This window comes from Ralstonia sp. 1138, from assembly GCF_040544795.1.
GTDB lineage: Bacteria > Pseudomonadota > Gammaproteobacteria > Burkholderiales > Burkholderiaceae > Ralstonia > Ralstonia flatus.
In genome coordinates, this window is the sequence record NZ_JBEPKQ010000001.1 from 592,115 (window position 1) to 615,554 (window position 23,440).

Genomic DNA, 23,440 nt, shown 5'->3' on the forward strand with positions numbered 1-23,440 from the left:
GGCGATGCTGCGTTGGCTCATCGCCGGCACAAAGCGGCCCTGACTGCGGGACCTTACTGGCCGCCGATCTGCGCCTGCGTGTAGAAGCCGTCTTTCACCACCAGGTTGACGTTGTCCTTCGTGAGCTGGGTGGGCTGCAACAGCACCGTGTCGACCTTCTTCTTGCCGTTGTCGTACTGCGCGTTGTACTTCGGCTTCTCACCCTTGGCGAGCGCCACCGAAAGCTGGGCGGCCTCGGTGGCAATCAGCTTGAGCGGCTTGTAGACCGTCATCGTCTGCGTGCCGGCAATCACGCGCTTGACGGCAGCAAGGTCGGCATCCTGCCCCGACACCGGCACCTTGCCGGCCAGCTTCTGCGCAGCCAGCGCCTGGATCGCGCCACCGGCCGTGCCGTCGTTGGAGGCGACCACGGCATCGATCTTGTTGTTGTTCGCCGTCAGGGCGTTCTCGACGATACCGAGCGCTGCAGAGGCGCTCCACTCCGGCACCCATTGCGAGCCGACGACCTTGATGTCGCCGCGGTCGATGGCCGGCTGCAGTACCTTCAACTGGCCCTGCCGCAGCATCTTCGCGTTGTTGTCCGTGGGCGCGCCGCCCAGCAGGAAGTAATTGCCCTTCGGGCGCACGTTGTAGACGCCCTGCGCTTGCAGTTCGCCCACCTTCTCGTTGTCGAACGAAATGTAGGCGTCGACGTCGGCATCGAGAATCAGGCGGTCATACGACACCACCTTGATGCCGGCCTTCTTGGCTTCGGCCACCACGTTGGTCAGCGCCTTGGAGTTGAACGGCACGATGACGATCACGTCGACACCGCGCGAGATCAGGTTCTCGATCTGCGAAATCTGGCGTTGCTCGCTGGCGTCCGCCGATTGCACCGACACCTTGGCACCCAGTTTTTCCGCCGCCGCGACAAAGTAATCGCGGTCGCGCGACCACCGCTCCACACGCAGGTCGTCGATACAGAAGCCAATTTCCGGATGCGCCTTGCTCGCGTGCGCCAGCGGCGCGGCCATCGACAGGCTGGCGAGCACTGCACCGCAAAAGGCGGCCCTCAGAACACAACGGCGTTGGTTCGATTTCATGTCTCACTCCATCTTCTTTTGTTGGTGGGTACCGACGTGGCGTCTGCTGCGCCGCAATAGATTTCGGCCGGCTCGACGGCAGTCGCATGGTGCATGCGCCGCCTTGGCACCGGCAATTACGAAATTGCCCAACCGCCCTAACATTTCTTGCCACCCGGCGGGCATCGTCTGACAGCGCCGCATGCAGCCCCTAGAATGTGCGGGCGAGCGGCACGCCCCAGCACCGCCGCCGTATGGCAAACCCCTGCCACCGCGAGCGCCCAACAGCCCATGCATCGTCAATTGCCCGATCCATCGCAGCACGCGCGGATTCATCGCATTGCGCTGCTGTTCAACGCCAACAAGGTGTACGACCGCGAGATCATCGCGGGCATTGGCGACTACATGCGCTCCACCCGCGTGACATGGGATCTGTTCCTGGAAGAGGATTTCCGCTGCCGCCTGCCCGGCATCGAGCGCTTTGACGGCGACGGCATCATTGCGGATTTCGACGACCCCGCCGTGGCGGAAGCGCTGCGCGGTTGCCCGCTACCGGTGGTGGCCGTCGGCTCTTCGTATGAAGACCCGGCGCACTACCCGGCAAAGGAGCCTTATGTCGCCACGGACAACGGCAAGCTGGTCGCGCTCGCCTACCGGCACCTGATCGAAGCCGGCCTGCAGCACTTTGCGCTGTACAGCCTGCCCCAGGCGCCGGAGAACCGCTGGGCACAGCAGCGCGAACTGGCCTTTACGCGCTTGCGCCGGCAGGACAATCCCGCCGCGCCCGTTGAGCAGGAGATTTACCGCGGCCTGTCGACCAGCGCACCGACCTGGCATCAGGCGATCAGCCAGTTGATCGAATGGCTGCGCGGCTTGCCCAAGCCCATCGGCATCATCGCCGTGACGGATGCGCGGGCGCGGCATCTGCTGCAAGCCTGCATGACGGCAGGGTTCGCCGTGCCGGAAGAGATCGCCATCATCGGCATCGACAACGATCCGCTCACGCGCACGCTGAGCCGGATCCCGTTGTCATCGGTCATTCAGGGCACCGTGGAGATGGGGCGCACCGCCGCACATCTGCTGCACCAGATGCTGGGCGGCGCGCGCCTGGCAGGTCGGCAGATTCTCGTGCCACCCGTGGGCATCAATGTGCTGGCGTCGTCCCGCCATCAGCCGCTTGCCAGCCCGTATGTCATGCGGGCGCGGCACTTCATTCGGCAATACGCCTGCCAAGGGATCAAGACCGAGCAGGTCGCGGACTACGTCGGTATCTCGCGGTCATCGCTCGAAGAACACTTTCGTCGTGAATTGCATTGCACCGTGCACCAGGAAATCCTTCGCCATAAGCTCGACGCGGCCAAGCACATGCTGGCCAGCCGTGATGTCGCTACCGCCGAGGTGGCGGTGCGCTGCGGCTTTACCTCCCCGCAATACATGCATGCCGTATTCCGCCGTGAGCTGGATTGCACGCCGCGCGAATACCAGGAACGCGCCATCGCAGAGGGCCAATCATGAGCATCGCGCCCGCGCTCTCCGCACACGCGCCGCTCGACGGCGCTATCTCGTCGGCAAGGTGGGGGCACTTGCCGGACGGTGAACCGGTTCAGCTGTTCACGCTGCGCAATGCCTCGGACATGCGCGTCTCCATCAGCGATCTGGGGGCGACGCTCGTCTCCTGGCAGGCGCCGGATCGCGGCGGGCGTCTGGGCGAGATTCTTCTCAACCATGCGACGCCTGCCGCCTACCTTCAATCGGGCGGCTATCTGGGCGGCTTGATCGGACGCTGGGCCAACCGGATAGCAGGCGCGCGCTTTACGCTCGACGGCATCGACTACGCGCTCGACCGCAACGAGGGCGGCAACCTGCTGCACGGCGGCGCGAGCGGTTTTCATCGGGCGCTATGGGACGCCGAGGATCAGGACGGCGCACTGGTCATGCGGCTCACCTCTCCGGAAGGCGATGCCGGATTCCCGGGCAATGTCGCCGTGCAGGTCCGCTATGCGCTAGACGACGATGGCACGCTGTCGATCGACTACGAAGCCCGCACCGATGCGCCCACGCCAGTCAACCTGACGAGCCACGGGTATTTCAACCTGAGCGGCAGACCCGGCACCGACATCCGGGGCCACATCCTGTCGATCGATGCCGATGCCTTTCTGGAGGTCGATGCCAAGTTGATCCCGACGCGAGCAATGAACGTCGCGGGAACGGCATTCGACTTTCGCCAGGGGGCGCCCATTGGCGCGCGGCTGGACTGGCCCAACGCGCAGTTGGCGCAGGCCGGCGGGTTCGACCACTGCTTCGTGTTGCGCAATACGGCGCGGGACGATCGCCCGCATGTGCGCCCGGTCGCGCGGCTGTATGAACCCGGCAGTGGCCGCGAATTGACCGTGCTGACCGACCAGCGCGGGCTTCAGTTCTATTCGGGCCACATGCTGTCGGGCACGCACGCGCAACGCAGCGGCTTATGTCTGGAAGCGAGCGCGTTTCCGAACCAGGTCAACATGCCCGATGCAGAAGCGGTCATGCTGCGCCCGGGCCAGGTCTACCGGCAGCACACCGCATACCGCGTCTCGGTTGCCGGAGAAACCTGAACCGCGTTGAAGCGCGGCGTTGGATGTTCAATGCGCAGCTGCGGCCGCACCGTGCATGACTTCGTGCGAACCGCGGATGCCGTTGAACCAGGCGTTCAGCACCACGGCCACCAGCGTGCCCATCACGATGCCGCTGTGGGTGATGGGGCGCGTCCAGTCCGGGAAGTGATGGAAGAAGGCCGGCGCCAGCGTCGGCATCATGCCAAAGCCGACCGACACCGCGATGATCAGGAGGTTATGGCGCTGCTGCTGGAAATCGACCATGCCCAGCATGCGGATACCGGCCGCGGCCACCATGCCGAACATGACGATGCCCGCCCCGCCGAGCACGTATTGCGGCACCGATGCCACTACGTACGACAGCTTCGGAAACAGCCCCAGCACGATCAGCAGCACGCCGCCGGCCGCCGCCACATAGCGCGACCGCACGCCCGTGATCGACACCAGCCCGATGTTCTGCGAGAACGACGTATGCGGGAACGTGTTGAACACCCCCGCCACCACCGTCGCCAGACCATCGGCACGCAGGCCGTTGGTCAGTTCATTGCGCGAGATGGGCTTGCCGACCACGTGCGCCAGTGCGAGAAACATGCCGGTCGACTCCACCAGCGTGATCACGATCACGATGCACATCGAGATGATGGCGGACAGCTCGAACTTCGGCATGCCGAAGTAGAAAGGCGTCACCAGCGTCATCAGCGGCGCGGCGCTGGCGTCGGCCAGCGACACCTTGCCGAACGCCGCCGCGACCAGCGTGCCCGTTACGATGCCCAGCAGCACGGCGATATTGCACAGCAGCGCGTTGCCGAACTTGGTCAGCAGCAGGATGGTCACCAGCACGAGCGCGGCGATGGCCAGGCCGAACGGATCGCCAAACGCCGGGTTCGGCACCATGTGTTTCACGCCGTCCACCACCTGCGGAATCATCTGCTGGCCGCCCGCGGCCCAGTTGATCCCGACGCTCAGCAGCGAAAAACCGATCAGCATGATGACCGTGCCCGTCACCACGCGCGGGAACAGGCCGAGCAGCCGCCCCATCAGCGGCGCAACGGCAATGCCGAACACGCCTGAAACGATCGACGCCCCGAAGATGCCGGGCAGCCCCATGCCGGGCTCCACGCCGATGGCGATCATGGGCGCAACCGCCGCAAACGTGACGCCCATCATGACCGGCAGGCGGATCCCGAAAATCAGGAAACCGAGCGATTGGATCAACGTGCCGATCCCAGCCGCAAACAGGTCGCAATTAACGAGATACGAGAGATCGCTCTTCGACAGGCCGAGCGCATTGCCGACAATCAGCGGCACGGCGATCGCCCCGGCGTACATCACCAGCAGATGCTGCAGACCGAGCGCAAACAGGCGCGGCAATGGCAGAAACTCGTTGACGGGATCGGCAACGGCGCCGGTGATTGTCGACGAAGAGGGCGAGGGTTGGCCGGGGGATTGGCGCATTGTCTGTCTCCTGGGGCCGCCCCCGTGTCAATGCCGGGAGCGTGCTTTTGGCGGATGGGGCGGGTTCCATTCGCCAGCATTCATGCGGCGTGATGCCGCGTATTTGCCGGAATCTTGGAGGGGCGCCATTTTTCTGTCAACAATTCCATACGTTTTTTGTGTACATATTTTGCGTTCTGAAACGTATGTGCGCTTCGAGCATCGTCGTGTCTGGATGCAAACACGGGGCGAGCGCGTGGCCGTCGAAGCGATTCCGCCGTTTTCCGTAGTCGTGAACGGCCATTGCCATCACTAGACTGCGGCCATCCCCCAACTGAGGAATTGCAATGCTGACAGCCCGTTTTCCCGACGCCGATCGCTCGCCCACCCTCGCCCGCCAACCAGCACTGGATGAGCTGGTCCAAGGTGCCAATGCCGACCTGCAGCTCAAGGCCGCCGCCGCACAGCGCGCACCATCGGACAACCAGGCCAAGGCGTCCTATCAGGCCGCGCTCGGCGCGGCAAAAGCGCGGCTACTCGATGCGATGCACGCCTCGCAATGCGCCACCACGCAAAAATCCGGCAGCGCCGAATCGCCGCTTCAACAAGGCATCGATGCGCTCGCGCAGACACTGCGTGCCGATGATCCAAACTGGCTTCTGGAGCAATTGCGGCAGCCCGACATTACGGCTGGCTGCCAGCCGCACCTTCCTGTATCGGAATCGGCGGGCGGTGCATACATTCAGGAACGGAGGATGCCGATTGCACCGACACGGTCGACCGCGCCTCACACTCCCATCGAGGAACACGCACCCGGCGGTCTTTCCATGCGTATCAGCCGCCGTGAAGAGCCGCATACCGAGACGGCGACGAGGGCGCACCCCGCACCGAGCTATTGAAGCGCATCCCTCGTGCTCGCGATGAGCGGAACATCGGGCGCCGAAAAATCTCGCGTACGAGTGGTCGAAACGTGCCGACAGCATCGCCAGCCAAGTCCGAGACCTTGTAGCCAGTGAAGGGCAGCAGGCTGCACAGCCTCGGAATGTTCGTAGGCCTGTTGCCACCGGAGGGTGACTAGACTGGGTCGGTCATTTTTCTACACGAGCCCATCATGACGATGATCGACGGAGCCAGCCTCGGCTACTGGAAAGCGCATGCGCCGACGCCGGAAACCACGGCCGCACTGAACACGCTGAGGACCTTCAACGCCTCGCACCCGCTGAACCGCGGGCCATCGCAAGTGCTCACGAAGGAAAACCTGCTCGCCACGAACACGTCCGCGCCGGGGGCCAATGCCGCCATGGAGGCCGTCAACCGTGAGCGCGAGCAGGTCAGCGCCGCTGAGGATGCGTGCCGCACGCTGGTCGCCCAGGCGCGTGCCGGCAAGCTCGACACCGACATGCTGCGCGAGGTCCGCTCGCAGACGCAGCAGTTCCAGCACGTGATCGACGCAGAGGCCGGCAGCGGTCGCGACGCGCTCAACGCCGTGAATCAGCTCCGCAACACCGGCGAGGCAGACTTCCTGGCGGACTTCAGCGTGGAGTCGCAGCGCGCCACCGAAGTGCAGTCCATCGTCGGCGCACAGAACAGTAGCCCCTACACCGTGATGGACACCGACAGCTATGCGCACAACACGGTCGCACCGCTGCTGGACCAGACCCGGCAGGACATGCAGGCCGTCGCGCAACATCTGCCCGGCAGTCCGGAGAACAACGCCGCGCTGATCAGCCTGACGCATGACCTGGATGTGCTGAAGACCACCCGGCAAACGCTCGAGCAGGACGGCGCTGCCGCCGGCAACATGCAGAACCTCGGCGGTGCCTTGCAAACGCAGGCCACACAGCACATGACGTGGGGATTCAACCAGTTGAATCAACTGGAGCCGCTCATGCGGGATGCTACTCAAGTGCAGCGCCAGGGCGTGATCGATGTGGCGATCACGCATACGCCGAATCTGGCGGGCCTGCGTGACAACGCTCTGGCGGCCGTCAATGACGTCGAGTCAGCGCCGAAGAGCGTGATGGACCCATCGAATGCGGTCACCTCGGTCCAGCAGGCCTTGAGCGACGTGATTGACCCGACCACCGGCAAGGCGATGCTGCAAGCGGACATTTATTCGAGCAGTGGCCTGGAAGCGCTTATCAGCGATCCTTCGTTGCGGTGGTCGCGCTGATGAGTTAAGCGCAATCTGCGCATCAACAGGCGGCGGCTGAGGGAGGACGCATTCTCCTGACGCCGCCGCTTTTTCATTCCGCTGCAGCGCCGCTCTCTTCTCCCGAGTTCGAAATGCCGCTCTCGCGCTGGTCGATAACGGCATCGCGAATCTTCAGGACGACGTGGGGGGCTTGGGAGGCCGCGGAAAATGGTCTCCCGTGCGAACCCCGCGTGGCAGATCGGCTGGAGCGACTGGCGAGTCAGCCAGCTTGTCCAGAAGATCGCTATACCGCTCTCGCAAGGTACTCAGTGAACTCAGCAACGTTTTAAGCGCTGCATCCGCAGCATCCAAAGCTTTGCGTAGTGCGGCCGGTTTTTGGGAATCCTTTGCGTCGGCAAGCCCTGCCTCCAGTTCCAGAAAGGCGTTTCCGATGGCGCGCACTTCGCGCGCATGTCGCTGACCCGCGCCCTCCAATGCCCTCGCTACTGCCTCCTCCAACTCTGCAAGGCGTCTGATCTGATCGCTGGTATTAACGCTTTGCGTGCGATCGTCGTCCGAGATGTCATAGCTTTGCTCTTCCTCAATTTCGGCCAGCCAATTCTTGCCGCTGCTCTCCATCTCGGTCAGTTCGGCCTCCACGCGTTGGATTGTTTCGATCACGCCGGGCAAGCCTGGCTTGTCGGACAGTGCGGGCGGTCCAGAATCATCTCCAGCCGGCAGTGCCTTCTTGCCCTCCGCCGAATCGGGCGCTTCCCGCCGCATGACCGATTGCCCAGGTCCACTACCGGAGGTCAGGGCACGCTCCACCAGTTCTCGCGCTGTTTCTACGATGCGTCCTTGTACATGACGCAATGTCTCGATCACGCCGCCCCGCATGCTGACATTGCCTGCCGTCGGCACCGACGCCGTTTCAGGATCGGCCGCGGAAGGCAGAGCGGGCGGCGTACCGCTCGCGTCGTCTGGCGTGCCATCAGCCGAATCCTCGGTTGGTGAAACCTCGACCGCAGCCGGCAAGGCGGGGGCTGCGGTAGGTACGCCAGCTACCGGATCCAGCTCGGCACGCGCTTGCGAGGCACGATCGAGCAGCGTAGTGACGTAGTACTCGCCCAGTTGCGATGACGCGCCCTTCGCGTCCTCCAAAGCCAGTTGGACACCTTCGACCCTGCCCGCCAACTCCCGAACTTGCGGATGGTCAGCGCCCTGTGCTCCACCGGCGGTCAGCGCGTCACGAACCGGCTGAAGCGCAGCCGCGTCGATCGTCATCGGTTCGGCGGTTTGCGCGCCGTGGACCAGTCGGCTCAGTTGCGCGATGGCGTCATTCAGACGAGCCCGGGCGCCATCGAGCACCTCAGACTGCGGCCCCGTGGTGTCGGACGGCCCCTCAAGTTCCGGCGCCGTGCGATCCGCTGCGGGCGTCGTGTCCGGAGGCGGCGGCTCGGTGCTTTCAGGCTGGGCGCCGCCACCGCCGGATGGGAGCGGCGGGCGTGTCGGCGAAGGACCAACCTGCGGGCCATCTGGTGGCCCCGGATCGTCGTCGGTGCCACCGTCCGGGCTTGGCGGTCCATCTTCTGGCGGAACTTCGCCGATCAGTTCCATCGCACGCCTGCCGTCCGGCAACGTGGGCGCATCCGAATCCACCACCTCAACACCCAGGCGCTCCAGGGCGAGGTAAAGCGCTTCGACAATATCGCCGAGCTGGGCATCATTCTGCGCAACCAATCGCAGGCGCCCGCCCGACAGGCCGCCCTCCAGATCATTGATTTGTGCCGCCAGTTGCTCCGCCAACGCTTCCGGGTCTTCCAATTCAGCGCCGCCCGCCGTCAGTTCCATGGTGACCGGGGTGTCGCCGCTGGCAGGCCGCAGCGTGTATTCCAGCGGCAGGACGTCGATGGCAGTGTTGGTGCGGATTTCGTTGGCGGTATTGGCCACGTCCTGCAGGTTGCCGACAGTTTCGATGGGGTGCGGCTGCGATGTATCGCGCTCGGCGCGTGCGCGTTCGTACCACGCTCGGCTGGCCAGAGCCTCTTCAATGACGCCCACCACATCCGCATCTGTGGCCCGCGCCGCCACAGGCAGCTGCGCCTGCTCCAGCAGCAGCGACAGAGAGCGCTGAAGCGGATCGTCCTCATCCATCGCTTCAATCCACTCTTGCGCGCGTTGCATCTGCTCTGGCGCCAGCGACTGCGCCGGCCGAGCCTCCGGTGGTTCAGGGCGCGCAGGCGCATTGTCGGGGGGCGGAAACGATGGTTTCAGGGCGGGCAGGATCGGGCGATCCTCGCTGGGTGAATGATCCGGCGTCACAACATTCTCATCGGCCAGCAACTGCGCAAGTCGCACTTGTTTGGCGACATGTTCCGGCGCGTTGGGATCGGCCGTCGGCTCGCTCAGATCGCGCATGAGGTCGCGCGCTTCGTCCGGTAGCCGGTTCGGCCCGCGCTGCGCCGCGCGATCGATCAGGTGTGCGTCGATCGCATGTGCGCCAATGGCAGCCACCTGCGCATGGGTCAAACTCGGGTCCGCCTCGAAGGCGGCCTTCATCGCATCGTTGGCCACCATCATGGCGCGCCAGCCAGGCCCGGTGGTGGGCACCCAATCCAGCAGTGTTTCCTTGTCGGGCATCGGGCTGACCTGGTCGACAACACCCTTGGCGCGCAGGTCTGCTTCGATAGCGTCATAGGGCGCCATCCAGCCTTCGCCGCCCACCATGCGATGAAAGTCCGAGCCCAACACCTGGGCCACCTGAGCCGGTGCCATCTGCCCGTCCTCACTTAAGCCCATGCCGGGAACGCCACCCTCACCAAACTCGGCCCGCAGGCCCGCCAGACGGTCGTACATTTCTTCGGCAGAGCGCGCCGTGCAGGGTGTCTCCATCTGGTCGACCATGCCCATGATCTTGCACACGGTAAACAGCCCCGAGGCTTCTTCCGTGGTCAGTGTGCCGTCGGCGTGTGCAGCTTCAAGCTGCTCGTACCATGTCGGCGACACGGCCTTTTCTGCAGGGCTGTGCGCAGTGGCCGCATCGGTGATCTTGGCGACCGTCTGCTCGAACGGGTCGAGGCCCATCACCGCAGACAGGTGATCGAAATCTTCCAGGGTCTTGCCGATGAAGGGCGGCGTGCCCGCCGTTCGGTCTCGCGTGGCATCGTGCAACAGCCCTGCCTTGCGGAAGAGGCCTTCCTGCACCAGCGCCGTCAGCCGCGGCGGAAAGTCGGCCTGGTGTGCCACAAACCCCCGCACGCCCGCGTCCAAGGCGTTGCCCACACCAATAAAGTGCCGGTGATCATGCTGGGCGACCGGCCAGCCGCGCGGTGGCACCGGCGCAAACCAGCTACGCCACTCCTGCGCGGGCGCCGCCAGCGAGCCGTCGGGATTGCGCGGCGGAAAATCATCGCTCGCCGGCGCCGTCAGATTGCGCTCCAGCTCGGCAGGCGATATCGGTTCGCCATCTGCCCGGGACGGCGTAAGCCGCTGCTGCATGCCCACAGTCACAGCCGGTTCCGTCAACGGAATCCGCTCGGTCTCGGATGACGGTGGCGCCGCTGAGTCGCGCCGACGCCGACGGCTCATGTCTACCGCGACCTGCATGCCTTCCGTCACGGTGCTCAGGAGCGCTTCCGGTTCTGCCACGGCGGCCGCCAGCGCGTTGATCTGAAGCACGCACCGGCCGTCGGGCTCCACATGAATGCCGGTGGGCCCATCATGAAGCTGCACCGCATCGATGTGTTCCGCCACCGACCCAACACCCGCCTGTGCCGCAGCATCGTTGAGTGCCATGCGCACGGCGTCCAGTTTCTGCAGCGCGGTGGTCGATCCGATCGGCCGGTTACGGCTGTCCTCAAACCGGATGCCGGCCGTGTGCGTTGCGCTCTCCGATGATTCTTGTGCACTCCGCGAGCCGGAGTCACTCGCTTCCGACCCGCCGAAAACCTCCCAAGCCGGACCACGCGAGCCCCAAAACAGGCAACGCAGACCATTTGAACGGTTGAAGGTCGCATACCCAGCGGGCAAGCCGGTTTCGGGGTCCGCAGGCACGACCGTGCCAGTCGGCAACTTGCGTGGTGAGTTGTCGAGCAGGACGATAAAGCCGCTGGCATCGGCCGCAAGCGAAAGCTGCCAACGCGGCACCATCACAACCTTCTGCGTGCTGGAGTGATTCCACCAGGCCTGGAGGCGGCTCCAGCGTTCAATCGAAGGCAACCTGGCGGGCAAATCCGGTACGGCGTCTTCCGCCACGAACGTACACATCTGAAGCGCATGCTCCGACAGCGCCGAATCCGATGCGCGCGCAATGTGCGAGGTTGCCGCACGCCGCTCCCGCACCGCACGCACACCACCCATCAGCGGCGCCATCCCGACCATCACGGCAAAGTTCATCACCTGCATGAACAGCTCGTGATCGCGTTGCTCGGGGTCGTCCCACACGGCAGCCAATTGCTGCAGCCCTTGCGCTGCCTGCAGGCCACCGGTCACGCCCGCCGCCGCGCGCAGGCGCTGGGCGGCTCGCGCAAGAACGGGGCGCAGGTCCGCTGCGGGTGCGCCCGCGGCAACACCGTCGACTGCGCCCGCTGCGTGCACACCGGACGCCTCGCTCGAAACCGCCTCCGCCCCGCTGCGCCCGACTGCGGACGCGTTGCCCGCGACATCGGCCGCCTCAGCCGCAGAGCGTGCCGCCGCCGGCAAACGCGCGCCCCACTCCAGCGTGCGCGCGAGCCCAGCAGCACCGGCAGCCGCCACCATCAGCTCCGTGCCGATCGCCTCCCCCGACGTCAGCGAGCGGCCGTGCCCCGCCATGTTTGCAAGATTGGCCAGCCCCAGCGTGGCCGTGGGCAACGCGATCAGCAATTCCGCCGCCAGGCCCACAGGCCCTGTCGACAGCGCAGCCACCACGCCCAGGGCCAGGCCGCCGATCAACATCGGAATGCCCGTCGCGTCGTTGATGTCATCCAGCGTCGAGTTGATGTGGCCGGCCACCGTCTCCATGGCAATGGCGCCATTGGCACCGCTGCGCGCAACGTTGCCCCCTTTCGGCATCACCAGGCAATCCTTGGTTGTCAATGCGGTCTGCGTGCGGAAATCTTCCAAGGTGCTGGATTTGGCGGTCGGGTCGTCGGCACTGCCGCCACGGCTGCCGACGTAGAACGTGGTCCCCCGGTCGCCCTGGACGCGCACGAGCGCCATCTGCGTCTGCCCGGACTGCTCGCCATAAGCGCGCATGGGCATGACGGTGAGCGACCAATGCTCTTGAGGTGCGCGGTTTTTGCGCGCGTTGGTGTCGGCGCCCTGGATGCCATTGGCAATCGCCGTATCGAACGCGCCGATGACGTTGCCCGCGTCGGCCAAGCGGTCGCCGGTAAACCATTCGGTAGCTGCGTCGATCGGCGCTCCTGGCGTGTTGAGCCATTGCTCGACGCGGTTGGCGCGCGCCTGGGCGTCGGTCGACGTACCGATGTTCGTCATGCCGAGCGACAGGCCCAGCGCATTGTGGAAAGCGGTCGACCCGGGCGTATAAGGGGTCTCGCTGATACGTCCCACCAGCGTCTGCAATTGCCCTTCCGCAGCATGGTCGGGAAGCGCCTGGTAAGCGGCCCATTGCGTCTTCGCATACGACGCGCGGTCGTCACGGGTCAGGTAACCCTTGCCGGACACGAAGGATTGCAGCCCGCCCTGGTAGTAGTCATCCAGGCGCTGCGCCGCATCGGGGTCGACCGGCTTGAGCGCGGCGCGCAGCGCTTCGGGAAGCTGCTGGTCGCCGTTGGCGCCCATCTGCTGTGCGCTGGCCAGCAAGGCATCGCGCGGCGTCGCTCCGCAGCGCGCCAGCGTCGACTGCGGGCCGGTAAGCCACGTTGCAAACTCGGCGCCACGATTACGCTCGGGCAGCGCTGCCTGAACCAGTGCAGCAACGCCTTCGTACCACGCGCCTGCATCGGACAGCGCTTCGGGGTTGTTGTCGAACCAGTCTTCCTTGTAGTTCGCCTTGATCCAGTCGAGCGCGCGGCTCGCATCCGCCGCAGACATGTACGGCGCCAACTGCTTCATGAACTGGCCCACGCGTACCAAGCCGACCGTCTGCAAGCCCATGTCGCGCCCGGATGGCTTGAGCAACTGCCCGATCTGATCGGGCCAGAACGCGGGCCCAAACGTCGATGCTGTCATCTGGTCGATGACGCCGGCCGCCGCAGGCGTGAGCGCGTTGTTGCGATTGATGGCTGCGATCTGCATGGCGTTCTGCACGGCGCCAATGTGCGACGGATCGCGTGGGTCGCCGGCCGGCGCCTGCGCGTTGCAGTGTTCCTGCACCCACAGCACACGGGCATCGTCCGCAGCGGCCACCCAACGGCCCATGATCTGCTTCTGCTCGGGCGTGGCGTGTTGCGCTGCCCACGGAAATGGATCGCGCTGTACGGCCGGGTCGTTCCAGTCGAGCGTCACGCCGGCCAGCTTCAAGATGGCGAGCTGCTGCAGCCGGCCGGCAACCTGCTGGGTGCGACGCGGGTCGGTAAACGCGGCGTCTGCGCTGGGGAGCGAGCCGAGCAACCACACGCGTTCTGCGGCTGGCAGGGTCTGCACCTGGGTCAGATCAAACTGGCTTGTACGCACCAGACCGAGCGTGACGGTGTCGCACCCGGCAAGGGTCTGCTCGAATGCCGTCAGGCCAGGGGTGCTGCGAGAGAGAGGCGCCGCCGCGCCGTCCACCTGCCCACGTAACGATGCGCGCGCAATGGCCTCGTCCAAGCCTTGTCCGGCATGGGCGCGCTGGGCAGCGGCAACACCCTGGTCCCAGTCGGCTTGGGGCACCTGGACGGGCTTGTTGGCCGCAGCGGCGTTCTGTTGCGCCTGGGCATCGCGCGCGGTGCGCTGCGCATCGTGAAGGCTGCCGAGGTTGTCCTGCTCTTCCGCCCGGCGCAGGCTTGCGGGTACGGCGCGCGACGCCGATGGCGCGTGCTGTGCAGCCTGCAGCGTGGCGTGGGCGTCATTCGCGTAGGCCTGTGTCGCGTCCTGCGCCACCTCGTTGCCCAGCGTCCGCTTGAAATCGGCCAATGCGCCGCTCGTCGCGCGTTGCAGGTCGGCCAGCGATGCGGCATCGCTCGAGAGTTCGGGCGCGTTGGCCGGCAAGACGACATCCTTGCCCGCAGCAGCGGCCTGCTGCTGCGCCTGCGCGTCGGCCACCTCGGCATTGGCTTGCATCAGCTGACGCTGTGCCTGGTTGAGCGCGGCAGTGTCGGAAGGCGCTTCGGCGCGACGCAGCCTGTCCGGCAACGTGCGGTTGCTGTCGAGCACCGTCTGTGCTGCGTCCACGCTCGCTTGCGCTGCCTGCAGGTGCTTCTGCGCCAATGCGGCGTAGGTGTCTGCTGCGGTGGCACCCACGTCGGCAGCGGCACCTTGATCGACGGCCAGCAGATAAAGCGCCATGTTGGAATGACGCGTGGCAGACGACTCCGCCAGCACGGCCTGTATGGCCTGACGGGTGCTGTCGGCCAGTTGCTGGTGCAGCTCCGGCGTGGCCGCCGCTACGCATGCCTGCCCGAACGCGTCCATCAGGCGGGCAGCGGCGTTGGCATCGGGCGCGTTGTCGGCAACGCAGCGCATGCCGTTTGTCACCGCGCGCTGCAGGCGCGACAACGCAGCGTTGGCCCGCGCCAACTTGCTGTCTTGTTCACCAGCGGGTGCACCGCTGCGCTGGGCCGCGCGGTAGTCGGCCACGGCCTGATTGCAATCGTCTGTGCTGACAGCAATGTCGGCTTGCGAGAACGCCAGCGTGAGCGTGGCGGCAGGAAAGGTCGCACCCAGATCGCGCATGGCTAGCGGCAACGCGTTGGCAACCGAGCCACCATGTTCTACGGCGTCCGCCATCAGCGCGGCCACTGCCAGGTCGAGATCGGCATCCGGCTGCTGGCTGGGCGCCTCCGCGCGCAGCACATTCACGGCTTCTGCGGGCGTTGCGCCGGCCTGCATCTGAAGCCGTATGCGATCTATCAGCGCGGGGGCCGGAACATGCAGCCGCGTCAGGTCGGGCTTGCCCGCAGCCAACTGAACGGGCCGCTTCAACGATTGGCCCGCCTGATCGACCACCTTTGCATCGAAGACATGCGCATCGGCAACTTGCCGGGTGGCACGATCGATGAGATCGGAGGGTGGCTTCGTCCTCGTATTTGCACGCGCCGACTGCTGCGCCTGTTGGGCCGCCTGCGCGGCAATGGCAGCCATCGCCAACTGTTCAGTACCCGCCAGCGGATTGCTGGCCTGCGTGGCGTGCACGGCGTCTTGCAGGCTGCAGCCCTGGGCCATTCGGCCTTGCACCTGGGCAGTCAGGGAAGCGGGGGGAGGTGGCGCCGGTTCTGGCGCACGGGGCACGACAAGGCCGTCTGGGCGATAGGGAAACATGGGTGAACAAGGCAACGAAAATGGCCACGGCGCAGGACGCATCCATGGCCGGGGGCATTGTCACAAGCACCGGCACACGGCCTGCCTACCACCCTTCGTAAGTTCTGCGTCCGGCTGCGCGCGCTAATCCGGAAAACCAGCTGCACGACACAACGATGTCGATGCACCGAGGGCCGCATGGGACTTACGAATCCATGTAGTGCCTGCCGGGTGCAGCGGCGGCTACGCTAGGCCGTCCTGTTTGCCCGCCCGCGCGCACTGCGCAATGGGCCACGCCTATGCGCCGCCTCATCGAATACCTCGTCCTGGCTGCTGCCATCGTCGCCATGGCCCTGGCTGCGCCGACGCTGATCCGCGCAAGCGAGTACGGCATTTTTCTTGAGCTGACGCACAAGCCTGGTTTCCAACCTGCGTGGGACGCCATGCTGCGCGGCGAAACCGGCCTCCCCGCCTGGCTTCGCGCCGGCAAGGGAACCAGCAGCGAGTACACCGCGCGCACCACCGACGGCCAGACCTTCATCACGGGCGACATGTGCAAACCGCATGACTGCCCCGCGCAGCAAATCTTCGGCGCCTTCCGCATGGACACGCCGGACCACGCGACGGCCGCCTGGGCGGTGCTGGTTGATGTGCAGTACCCACACCCGACGGACCGCCCGGCATCTGCGTACGCAAAGCTGCGCTGGCTCGGCCATCCGGATGAGCCCATCAAGGCATTGCTGATGAAGAGCGTCCGTCGCGCCAACCCCGATTGGGATCACGCATCATGAACCGCCCGCTCATTGCCGCATCGGCTTCACTCGCCGCGCGCATCCGCTGTGTTTTCGTTGCCGTGCCGCTGTGCCTGGCCGCCTGCCAGACGCCTTACCAGCCCGACCTGGGCTACGGCGGTTTCTCCGAGCAGCAGGTCGGCCCGCGCACGTGGGAAGTGCGGTTCCGTGGCAACGATACGACCACCACATCGACGGTCTACAACGGGCTGGTGTTGCGGTGCGCCCAGATTGCAGTGGCGCACGGCTATCGCTATTTCGTGCTTGAGGGCAATGCCGACGCAAGCGAGTTCCATCCGTTCTACACGCCGGACAAGGTCTATGTGGGCCGTCGAGGCCGCGTGGTCGGATACGAGCCCGGGCAGGACCTGAGCACCGTGGCGCCCGGGCAGATCTATCGCATCACGCTCACCAACACGCTCACGAAGCGCAAGCCGATGGGCGATGCGCGCGCCATCCTGGCAGCGCACCCGGAACTGGCCGGTGGCCAGGCACGCATCGACTACTGACGCCCTGACGACGCTGCGGTACCGCCATCGACCTTTCGGCGCGGCCACATGCGGTACACCCAGTTCGACATGAAATAGCAAAGCAGGCCGCCGATGAACACGCCCATGGGCGTGGTGCGGCCAACCCAGAACAAGCCGATCGTGACCACCGCAAGCATCAGCGTGCTGATGGCCGTCACGACCGCGGGCAGCACCGAGGTGATCTCGACATCGGCCTCGCCGACGGCCTCCACGCCCTCGCCTTCCACGATCAGTCGGTCCCGCGCCAACGCGGGGTCATACCCGCTGATCACGACGTGCCCGCGCCGCCCGCCGAGCCGTGCCGCATGCACTCGCGCCCCCAGCATCGTCAGCGCCATCGACAGCGTCATGGTGAGCACCGCCCAGCCCATGCCGACCACCGCCATCAGCGGCGTGGAGGCACGCACCTGCGTACGCAAGATATGCAGGGCAATCGTCCAGCAGATGACGACGCCCACCAGAAAAGCGCCGCCAACCACGATCAAAGTGATGTACGCCTTCCGGCGCGGTGGCCTTGAAGCGTCGCGTTGCATGACGGGCTCCAGAACAGGAAGAAGATGATCCGCCGATTCTGGCAGCGGCCCGCCCGCGCAGTGCCTCCGAGAAATCGTGTTGTGCATCGCCGAATCGCCACGCTACGACAATCGCAGCACAGTCCACCACCGCATGGACAAGCTTGCGCAAGGCCGTAGTGCCTTCGATGAAAGCCGCTCGCTACTCTCGCCTTAAGCGCCACCACGAGCGTGATCGCACAGAAAAGCACAACGCCCCATTCGCATGCGCTGCGAAGCCCGGCGCGAGAGGAAACCCACGGCATGACATCCACCCATCTTGGCCTGGAAGCGGAACACCCACTGCATTCCCACATGCGCGCGCCCAGCACCCACGCAATCGTGACGGCGCTGCATACGCTGCCGGCGGCCCATACGCGGCACATCTACGGCTTTGTGCGAGACCACCTCGATGCCGACGCCCACATCGAGCACATCAGCGCGCGTGGCATGACCATCGTGCGTGCCGAGTGCCACGCACCGGCCGAGCCGATGCGCCTGCACCCCGACGTGCTGGCACAGGACTATCGGCTCTACCAGCGGTGGGCCACCGCATCCGCACCGAGCCACGATGTCACCTGGCATAGTGCCGCGAGCCGGCGCATGCGCGTGGCGATCTTCGTCTCGCGCACCGAGCACTGCCTGCACGCGCTGCTGCAGGCGCACGCTGCCCTCACGCTGCCTTGCGACATCGCCTTCGTTGCCGGAAACCATCCCGAGCGGGCCGCGCTGTGCGCGCAGCATGGCGTGCCCTTCGTTTACGTCGACCATCGGCACGGCCAGGAAGCCGCAGAAGCCGAGCTGGACGCCCTGCTCCAGCTTCACCGTGTCGACCTGATCGTGCTCGCACGCTACATGCGCGTGCTCACACCGGGCTTCGTTGCACGGCATGCGGGCCGGATCATCAACATCCACCACTCGCTGCTGCCCGCGTTTTCTGGCGCCGACCCATACCGCCGGGCCTACGCCAGGGGCGTGCGCTACATCGGCGCGACCGCGCACTACGTGACCGCCGATCTGGACGAGGGGCCGATCATCGAGCAAGCCATGTCGCGCATTGCCTCCGACGACGGCCCCGACGCGCTGATCGCGCAGGGCGCCGCGCTGGAGTGCCAGGCGCTGGTGAACGCCACGCGCTGGCATCTGGAGCACCGCATCGTCACCGTTGGCGCAGCCACCGTGGTGGTGCCGCCCAAATCGATCACCAACATGGAGGCTGTGACATGAGCGCACGCCATCTTCCGCGGTCCACGCCCCGCCGTGTGGCCGCACGCATTGCCATTGCAGGCGCAGCGGCAGCCTTCGTTGCGTGGATGTTTGCCAACGGCTCCATGCACATGACCGGGGCGAGTGCCGGCGTTGCGCAGGGCACGCCGCACGCGCCGGCAGCATCGGCGCACGCGGCCGCCGCGGTCCCCCGCTACTTCGGTGACGAGTACGCCGACGCCGAAGCCCGCCTGCAGACGCAGCCCCAAGGCGTGCAGCCACCCACGTTCTGAACCACGCCATGGCCTCCGCTCACGCCCTCGCGCCGTTCGATGCGGATCTTGGCGCCGCGCCGCCGGCACTCTTCGTGCGCTATGCGCGGCTGTACCTGCGGCTGATCCGACTGTTGTCGCACGATGCATCGGCTGCCGACGAGCCGGTGGTCATCGTTGCGCTGGGCATGGTCCAGCGCCGCGCGCGCGCCCGGCTCGGCACCTGCCCCGACTACGCGCGCGTGCTGACGCGGCTCGTGCTCGTTTTCGGCGATGTGCTGCAGCGTGCCGACGCACTGCCTGGGCTTTCCGGAAGCGATGCGCCGGCCTTGCCGCAAGCCTGGCTGTATGCCTGGGCCGTGGCGCCCATCACCGCCTGCCCGCAAACCGGCTGCGCCGCATTCGCGTGCGAACTGACGGAGCACGCCGCGGCGCTCGCCTGACGCGACTACACGCCGGCAGTCAATGGCACACGGCTGTCGCGGCGCCGGCTCGATACGCCACCCACATCGCATCGGCAAAACGGCTGCTGTAGTAGCCGTCGTTGCGGTTGGTTCCGTGTAGCGTGGGGTAACGGCCAGTTCCATCGGAAGCATCTGTGTCGAGCGCGCCGTTGCCGTGCGGTGCATAAGGGTCGGGCTGCGTCCACGCCCCGAAGTTGACCCAACGGTCCGCATAGGCGATCAGGTCCGGGTTGTTCCACAGGCATTGCAGGTGCGGCATCAGATGCAGGATCAATGCCGTCGCCACCAGGGGCTTGGTGGTGCAGCAGAACTGGTATTCGCCGCCCGGTGTCTGGCCGCCGTCGATGCGGTCGTAGGGGTCGCGGCAATCGCGCGAGCCGCGCGTCGTGTTCTGGTTGAACCAATAGTCGTCGGTGGAACACGGCGCGCCCCATAGCACCTGGTTCGCTACGGGACTGAAATGCAAGTCGCCGTCTTCCTGGTACGTGTTGTAGGGCGCGTCATGAACAAGCGCGGCTATGTCGGCGTCGTCGAGCAGCTCCGCGGCAAACGCCAGCACCACCTTGCGCCCGATGCGATGGCCACCGTTGGCTGCGAACTGCAGCCCGCCGTGCCGCGCCGCCGCCAGGTCGATGCCGTATTGCAGGTAGCCGACCAACGCCGGCATCTTGGCCTGCAGGCTGTCGGCAAGCATCAGGCGCAGGCCGGCGTCCGCCGTATCTTCGGCCACCTGCGCGCCATAGTCGGGCAGGTTTTGCACGGGGTGGATGTCGGCGCCGGTCCAGTCATTCATGTGATCGAGCTGCACGCGTGCGAAGCGGCTGGCGATAGCGTCCAGCGCGGGCACGTTGTCCATCGGCGCCAGCGTCGGCAGCCGCTCGGTATGCACCCGCGCGAGCGGAATCAACGGCTTGTCGGTCCCGAAATACGGCGGCCGGAACAGGTTGGCACCGCCCTCGGCCGGGATGGCGTCAAGCACGGTCAACACGGCGGCGCTGTCCAGGAACGTGCGCCCCGCGGGCGAATCCACCAGCGAAATGCTTTTCACCACCGATTCCCCACCGTGCGCGGCATACGGCAACGCAGGCACCAGCGTGGGGTCGAACCCCTCCGATCGGCTGTCAAACCCCTGGCTGTCGACATGCGCCGGGTTGACCTCGAAGCCGTTGCGCGTGCCGGTAAAGGCCGGGCTGATGGCGGTGATGGTGACCACGCCACCCGCCGCATCGGGCGCGACCCAGTGGTCACCGTTGGCAAAGGTGCCGCAGGCATAGGCGTGGTCGAACGTGAAGGTGATGCCGTACTGCGCCACCTCGCGACACGTGGCAACGGATTGCGTTGGCGGGCTGGGCGTGCTGACCGGCGGCGGAGCACTGCTCCCCTGCTGCTGTGAGGACGCGGCATCGCTGCCACCGCTACCATCGCCGCCCCCGCCGCACGACATCAGCGCAACCACCACGGCCGCGCCGCCCATCAAACGCCCCCATCGCATGCTCATGATTCCGTCCCATCGTCTGCCAACGCGCACATGGCCGCCACTGTAGAGACGATCGGCGGCGGGCCGCGCTACGGTCAACCGTAGGCGGGACGGGCCATGGGGGCGCGCTGTCCGGCGTTTCGGGGAGCGCGTCGTGCACTTCCATGAACGAGGAGGCGGCACCGGGGCGGTGCAAGGCGGCAAACCCATGCCTTTTCAGCATAAGCACAGGCGTTTTAGTTATTGCACCCAAAACCATCGCCAGTGCTTTTGCCACGCCCAATGGCAGGAACCCGACAATCGTCGCAAGAAAGCGCGCACGCCTCATCAGGCAACGCGCTATCGTTTTCGCAGGCCCTTGTGCAGCCGTGTCTTACGAAAAGCCGGACAACTGCCCAAGTCTTGAAGACATACCCTAGCGTGGCGAATGAACGCCCTGTTTCACGATGTGTACGCGCATGGATCTGCGACAGCTCCGCTATTTCGTTACGGTTGCCACGACCGAGAACATTGCTCAAGCGTCTGAACGCCTGCATATCTCGGCCTCGCCGCTCAGCCGGCAGATCATCCGCCTGGAAGAAACGCTGGGTGTGATGCTGTTCGAGCGCGAGCGCAAGCGCCTCAAGCTGACCGAGGCGGGGCGCAGGCTGCTGACCGAGGCGCGGGCCCTGCTCCAGCAGGCCGACACGCTCGCCCGGCGCATCGTCCAGCCGGACAACAGCCAGACCGACGCCGAGCCACAGACCGAGCCGCAGACCGAGCCCCGTACACCGCTGACCTTCGCCTATACGCAGTCGTCGCTCATGCCCGGCATGCCCGCGGCACTCCAGCGGGTGGTGACGGCCTTGTCGACGAGCGCGCCCGGCATGCGTGCCGACATGCTGGTGATGGCACCGGAACGCATCGTCGCCAACGTCATGCGCGGCGTGTTGCACGCCGGCCTGATCGCCGGCTACGCGCCCGTGCACGACGGTCTGGACCAGGTATCGGTTGCCTACGAACGCGTGACGCTGGTGGTCTCGGTCAACCATTGGCTGGCCCGCCAGAACGTGGTGGACGCCTGGCAACTCGACAACGTGCCCATCGCGCTGGATGCCGCCTTGCACGACGGCCTGTTCGGCGCACTGACGCACTGGTGCGGCCGACACGGCGCCACGCCCGGTCCGCTGCTGATCACGCCCGACGCTGCCGGCGCCAGCGACCTGGCCGCCAGCGGCATCGCCGTCACCCTGCAGGTGGGCCAGGCACATACGGCGCTGCCGCCGGACCTCGTGCGCGTGCAGTTGGCGTGGGACGCCCCGCAGATCCACACTGCATTGGTGTACCCGAAGGTCGACTGCCATCCGGTCGTCCGTGCAGTGGTATCGGCGCTGGGCGGCACGCACACCGAAAGCGCACCGGCCCCGCAGTCGAAGCTCCTGTCGGTGCCCGGCCTCGGTGTGCTGACCGACAAGGGCACGCCCGTCACACCGGCCCCCGCCCACATCGAGATACCGACCACCGCGCCGTGCGGAAGCACGGTGCTCGTCGACGACCACCTGGGCTTCATGCATTCCATGCTGGCCTGACGCGCACCCTATCCGTAGCAGGCGGCCTTCACCAATTGCACGCGCGTGGTCACGCCAAACAAGGCGCGCAGGCGGCGCAGGTGGTAGTCGACGTTGTGCGTGGTGAGTTCGAGCAGCTGGGCGATCTCGCGATCGGTCATCCCCTTGATGAGGCAATCCAGGATGCGCTGCTGCACCGGCGAGAGATGCGGGTCACCGGGCAGCGGTCGACTCGGGACCAGCTCGTAGGCGCTCAGGTATTCATGCACCGCCATGCCGAGTGCCAGCGCCTGGCCGATCACGGCGTCAGAAATCCAGCGCCGGTTGCGGTTGCTGGAATGAAAGCGCACCACCACGCGCGCCCGGCCCTCCGGGGCCGGCCAGCAATACGTCACGCCGCTCGACACGCCAAACGCCGCGCAGTCCAGCAGATACGCCTGCATGCGCGCGAGGCCCGGCGTGCGCTCCGTCCACGCAGCAAGGTCATCGGCATCCCACACCAGCGGTGTGCCGCTGGCCAGGCACCGTTTGAGGCACGGATCGATCTCGTGATAACGCTGCGAAAAATAGCGATGGATCCAGTCAGGCTTGCCGTACGTGGTGAGGCTGGAGAGCACTTCCACCGTGCCGGAAATCATGCGCGCGACGCTGTACTCGAAGCTGTCGAAGCCGATGCTGGTCAGCACCTCCTGGACCTTCTGGCGGCGCTGATACGGCTGCATGCTGGCGGCCAGCTGCGCGGCAAGCTGCGGCGCATGGACGGCCAGCGTGTGCGGCGGCTGGCGCGTGATGATCTTCTGGTCGTCGAACAACAGAACGCCGCCCAGCGTGCGCATGTGCACGGCATCATGCAGCCCGGCGGTGGCCGACTGGGGCGTGAAGTAGGAAGCTCCGGCGTTGTCGCTGGCACTCGTCATGGTGGGTTCCCGGAAAAACCGCAATGGCTCTGCGTAGTCTTGTGGTTGCCTATGCCGCTGTCCATTGCCGAATGAGAACG

The 23,440-nt window shown here is 66.0% G+C and carries 16 protein-coding genes; 10 read left to right on the plus strand and 6 right to left on the minus strand.

What is annotated here, in order from left to right:
* Nucleotides 1-53 precede the first annotated feature (53 nt).
* A complete protein-coding gene (gene xylF, locus ABIC76_RS02580) occupies nt 54-1,082 on the minus strand; it encodes a D-xylose ABC transporter substrate-binding protein (protein WP_354532875.1) in 1,029 nt (342 codons plus the stop codon).
* Between the two features lie 270 nt (nt 1,083-1,352).
* Here xylF and ABIC76_RS02585 point away from each other — a divergent pair, with 270 nt between their 5' ends.
* Together ABIC76_RS02585 and ABIC76_RS02590 are read left to right on the plus strand one after the other, a co-directional pair.
* Nucleotides 1,353-2,576: a XylR family transcriptional regulator gene (locus ABIC76_RS02585; RefSeq protein ID WP_354532876.1), complete on the plus strand. Its 1,224-nt coding sequence runs from the start codon at nt 1,353-1,355 to the stop codon at nt 2,574-2,576.
* Nucleotides 2,573-3,655 carry an aldose epimerase family protein gene (locus tag ABIC76_RS02590; RefSeq protein ID WP_354532877.1) on the plus strand — a complete coding sequence of 361 codons (1,083 nt, stop codon included), beginning with the start codon at nt 2,573-2,575 and terminating at the stop codon, nt 3,653-3,655. The genes ABIC76_RS02585 and ABIC76_RS02590 overlap by 4 nt, the downstream gene beginning before the upstream one ends.
* Nucleotides 3,656-3,682: 27 nt before the next feature.
* Here ABIC76_RS02590 and ABIC76_RS02595 read toward each other — a convergent pair whose 3' ends face one another.
* A complete protein-coding gene (locus ABIC76_RS02595; RefSeq protein ID WP_206273643.1) occupies nt 3,683-5,110 on the minus strand; it encodes a nucleobase:cation symporter-2 family protein in 1,428 nt (475 codons plus the stop codon).
* 326 nt (nt 5,111-5,436) lie between these two features.
* Between ABIC76_RS02595 and ABIC76_RS02600 the strand changes: the two genes are divergently transcribed.
* Together ABIC76_RS02600 and ABIC76_RS02605 are read left to right on the plus strand one after the other, a co-directional pair.
* A complete protein-coding gene (locus ABIC76_RS02600; protein WP_354532878.1) occupies nt 5,437-5,988 on the plus strand; it encodes a hypothetical protein in 552 nt (183 codons plus the stop codon).
* 212 nt (nt 5,989-6,200) lie between these two features.
* Nucleotides 6,201-7,262, plus strand: coding sequence for a hypothetical protein (locus tag ABIC76_RS02605; RefSeq protein ID WP_354532879.1), 1,062 nt, complete (start codon nt 6,201-6,203; stop codon nt 7,260-7,262).
* 153 nt (nt 7,263-7,415) lie between these two features.
* Here the strand turns inward: ABIC76_RS02605 and ABIC76_RS02610 are convergent, their stop codons facing one another.
* On the minus strand, nt 7,416-15,530 hold the full coding sequence (locus ABIC76_RS02610) for a hypothetical protein (RefSeq protein ID WP_354532880.1): 8,115 nt from the start codon (nt 15,528-15,530) through the stop codon (nt 7,416-7,418).
* 374 nt (nt 15,531-15,904) lie between these two features.
* On the opposite strand from ABIC76_RS02610, the gene ABIC76_RS02615 reads away from it, so the two are divergent.
* Together ABIC76_RS02615 and ABIC76_RS02620 are read left to right on the plus strand one after the other, a co-directional pair.
* Nucleotides 15,905-16,396 carry an Ivy family c-type lysozyme inhibitor gene (locus tag ABIC76_RS02615; protein WP_354532881.1) on the plus strand — a complete coding sequence of 164 codons (492 nt, stop codon included), beginning with the start codon at nt 15,905-15,907 and terminating at the stop codon, nt 16,394-16,396.
* Entirely contained in the window at nt 16,393-16,905 is a 513-nt protein-coding gene (locus ABIC76_RS02620; protein WP_354532882.1) for a CC0125/CC1285 family lipoprotein, read from the plus strand. Before ABIC76_RS02615 ends, ABIC76_RS02620 begins: the two co-directional genes overlap by 4 nt.
* Here ABIC76_RS02620 and ABIC76_RS02625 read toward each other — a convergent pair.
* On the minus strand, nt 16,899-17,459 hold the full coding sequence (locus ABIC76_RS02625) for a hypothetical protein (protein ID WP_354532883.1): 561 nt from the start codon (nt 17,457-17,459) through the stop codon (nt 16,899-16,901). The genes ABIC76_RS02620 and ABIC76_RS02625 overlap by 7 nt on opposite strands.
* 282 nt (nt 17,460-17,741) lie before the next feature.
* On the opposite strand from ABIC76_RS02625, the gene ABIC76_RS02630 reads away from it, so the two are divergent.
* The 3 genes from ABIC76_RS02630 to ABIC76_RS02640 are packed head-to-tail and all read left to right on the plus strand — an operon-like array spanning nt 17,742 to nt 19,398.
* Nucleotides 17,742-18,704, plus strand: coding sequence for a formyltetrahydrofolate deformylase (locus ABIC76_RS02630; protein WP_354532884.1), 963 nt, complete (start codon nt 17,742-17,744; stop codon nt 18,702-18,704).
* Nucleotides 18,701-18,976, plus strand: a complete 276-nt coding sequence (locus ABIC76_RS02635; RefSeq protein ID WP_354532885.1) for a hypothetical protein — start codon at nt 18,701-18,703, stop codon at nt 18,974-18,976. Before ABIC76_RS02630 ends, ABIC76_RS02635 begins: the two co-directional genes overlap by 4 nt.
* Nucleotides 18,977-18,984: 8 nt before the next feature.
* Nucleotides 18,985-19,398: a hypothetical protein gene (locus ABIC76_RS02640; RefSeq protein WP_037026598.1), complete on the plus strand. Its 414-nt coding sequence runs from the start codon at nt 18,985-18,987 to the stop codon at nt 19,396-19,398.
* Between the two features lie 19 nt (nt 19,399-19,417).
* Here ABIC76_RS02640 and ABIC76_RS02645 read toward each other — a convergent pair whose 3' ends face one another.
* The gene (locus tag ABIC76_RS02645) at nt 19,418-20,917 is read right to left on the minus strand and encodes a hypothetical protein (RefSeq protein ID WP_354532886.1); all 1,500 of its coding nucleotides are present in this window, start codon (nt 20,915-20,917) and stop codon (nt 19,418-19,420) included.
* Between the two features lie 437 nt (nt 20,918-21,354).
* On the opposite strand from ABIC76_RS02645, the gene ABIC76_RS02650 reads away from it, so the two are divergent.
* A complete protein-coding gene (locus ABIC76_RS02650) occupies nt 21,355-22,464 on the plus strand; it encodes a LysR family transcriptional regulator (protein WP_354532887.1) in 1,110 nt (369 codons plus the stop codon).
* Nucleotides 22,465-22,472: 8 nt separating this feature from the next.
* Here the strand turns inward: ABIC76_RS02650 and ABIC76_RS02655 are convergent, their stop codons facing one another.
* On the minus strand, nt 22,473-23,360 hold the full coding sequence (locus tag ABIC76_RS02655; RefSeq protein WP_051530892.1) for a helix-turn-helix transcriptional regulator: 888 nt from the start codon (nt 23,358-23,360) through the stop codon (nt 22,473-22,475).
* Nucleotides 23,361-23,440: the final 80 nt, after the last annotated feature.